Annotated in this window: 1 protein-coding gene; it reads right to left on the bottom strand. The window is 52.0% G+C overall.

The features are described from left to right. A partial coding sequence (locus tag AB1471_RS18915; RefSeq protein ID WP_367780963.1) for a hypothetical protein occupies window positions 1-279 on the bottom strand: 279 nt, incomplete at its 3' end. Window positions 280-300: the final 21 nt, after the last annotated feature.

Here is a 300-nt window from a genome sequence, read left to right as displayed (position 1 = left end):
GTTGTCCTCTTCCTCCTTTTCCCCTTTCCTTCCTCTCCCCCTCCTCCTTCCCCCCCTCCCCCCTTTTTTCCCCCCCCTCTCCCTTCCTCTTCCTCTTTTTTTCCTTCCTCTTTCCTTTCCCTCTTCTTTCCCCTTTCCTTTTCCTTTTCCCCTCCTCCCCTTCCCCTTCTTTTTCTCCCTTTTTTTTTCTTCCTCTCCTTTCCCTTCCCTTTTTCTTTTTTTTTTCTCCCTGCTGCCCCCTCCCCCCCCCTCTCCCCCACAAAACAATCGCCACGTCAATCTTCCTTCACCCACTCAAAC

The organism is Jeotgalibacillus marinus (assembly GCF_040801915.1).
GTDB classification, from domain to species: domain Bacteria; phylum Bacillota; class Bacilli; order Bacillales; family Jeotgalibacillaceae; genus Jeotgalibacillus; species Jeotgalibacillus marinus.
Note: the sequence above shows the minus strand (reverse complement) of the source record. Positions and strands in the feature narration are given on the sequence as shown.